Here is a 1,627-nt window from a genome sequence, read left to right on the forward strand (position 1 = left end):
CTTGTATCTGTCGCGGTCAACCGGATGACGTGATGAGCCTGCCCGACTACCCGCGCAGCATGGCCGGCAACAATCTCTGGTCGAACGACCGACTCTACCGCGCGGTATTGTCTCTTCAGCCCGGCGAAAGAGGTCAAGCGGCTGGGCTTGGGCGATCAGGCCAATACGACGTCATAGGCTGAAAATTGCCGATCCGCGGAGATCAACGTCAGGCCTTCAATTTGGGTCTGCGCAATAAGCAGGCGGTCGAAGGGATCGCGGTGGTGAAGCGGCAGATGTTCAAGTCTCGCCGCGTGTAGTTCGTTTACGCCGAGAATCGGAATCCCGTTCGATCGCAGGAGGTCCACGATGTCGCCTGTGAGCGTCACTTTGCCGAGCGATTTCTTGATGGCGATCTCGGCCACCGAGACGGCGCTGACGATCACATCCTTGCCTGTGAGAAAGATATCGCGCCGAAAGACGTGAATCGGCGTTGAGTACCCAAAGCAGAATATGGGTATCGACCAGATATCTGCGGCTCATTTAATATACTCGTCCCATTCGGGACCGAGTTCATCAAAATCATCCGATATCCAAATCTGGCCTTTCAGGGCGCCAAGCAAGCCTTTGCTCCCACCAGCCCGAACGGGAGCGCGCAAGGTTGCGACAACCTCTCCATGTCTGGTCAGCTGGATCTCTTCGCCAGCCTGGGCACGTTTCACCAATTCGGAAAGCTGAGCCTTCGCTTTTGCCATGGGGATATTCATAGACGACCTCTTATGACCAGAATTTAGGTCATAATTGGCCGGGCCGCAAGTGAGTTCGATGGCTATTCCGCCGCCTGAACCTTGATCACGCCACGCTTGATCTGGTCCTGCTCGATCGATTCGAACAGCGCGCGGAAATTGCCTTCGCCAAAACCTTCGTCGCCCTTCCTCTGGATGAACTCGAAGAAGATCGGCCCGATCACGGTTTTCGAGAATATCTGCAGCAGGATCTTGGTCGTGCCGCCGTCGACGACGCCTTCGCCATCGATCAGGATGCCGTGCTTCTTCATCCGCTCGATCGGTTCGTCATGGCCGTTCACGCGGTCATACGACATGTCGTAGTAGGTTTCAGGCGGGCCGGGCATGAACTTCAGCCCGTTCTCGGCCAGTCTGTCGGTGGCCTCGTAGATTTCGTCGGTGCCGACGGCGATGTGCTGGATGCCTTCGCCATTGTACTTCTTCAGGTACTCGGCGATCTGGCTGGTCTCGTCCTTGGACTCGTTGAGCGGAATGCGGATCTTGCCGCAGGGCGAGGTGATGGCGCGGCTGACCAAGCCGGTGATCTTGCCGTCGATGTCGAAGAAATGGATCTGCTTGAAGCCGAACAGGTTGCGGTAGAAATCCCACCATTTGTCCATCTGGCCGCGATAGACATTGTGGGTCAGGTGATCGAGATAGTAGAAGCCGACGCCTTCCGGCCGCGGGTCGCGCGCACCCAGCCACTCGAACTCGGCATCATAGGCCGAACCCTTCTTGCCGTAGGTCTCGATGAAATAGAGCAGCGAGCCGCCAATGCCCACGATCGCCGGCAGGTCCAGCGGCTTGTCGACGCCTTCGTAAGGTGTGGGACCCTTGGAGACCGCATGGTGGAAGGCGGGTGG

The 1,627-nt window shown here is 57.6% G+C and carries 3 protein-coding genes and 1 pseudogene; 1 reads left to right on the plus strand and 3 read right to left on the minus strand.

Annotated features, from left to right (window positions below):
• Nucleotides 1-32: 32 nt before the first annotated feature.
• Nucleotides 33-128 (plus strand): annotated as a pseudogene (locus tag EN879_RS39570) (damage-inducible protein DinB); the annotation flags it as partial.
• Nucleotides 129-155: 27 nt separating this feature from the next.
• Here EN879_RS39570 and EN879_RS35100 read toward each other — a convergent pair.
• The 3 genes from EN879_RS35100 to hppD all read right to left on the minus strand — a co-directional run.
• Nucleotides 156-425: a type II toxin-antitoxin system VapC family toxin gene (locus tag EN879_RS35100; RefSeq protein WP_244514291.1), complete on the minus strand. Its 270-nt coding sequence runs from the start codon at nt 423-425 to the stop codon at nt 156-158.
• Between the two features lie 93 nt (nt 426-518).
• On the minus strand, nt 519-746 hold the full coding sequence (locus EN879_RS35105; RefSeq protein WP_127274670.1) for a type II toxin-antitoxin system prevent-host-death family antitoxin: 228 nt from the start codon (nt 744-746) through the stop codon (nt 519-521).
• Between the two features lie 62 nt (nt 747-808).
• Nucleotides 809-1,627 (minus strand): 4-hydroxyphenylpyruvate dioxygenase (hppD, locus tag EN879_RS35110; RefSeq protein ID WP_127274671.1); only part of this gene is annotated, 819 nt, incomplete at its 5' end.

The sequence above is a fragment of the Mesorhizobium sp. M7A.F.Ca.AU.002.02.1.1 genome, from assembly GCF_003998535.1.
Taxonomy (GTDB): Bacteria; Pseudomonadota; Alphaproteobacteria; order Rhizobiales; family Rhizobiaceae; genus Mesorhizobium; species Mesorhizobium ciceri.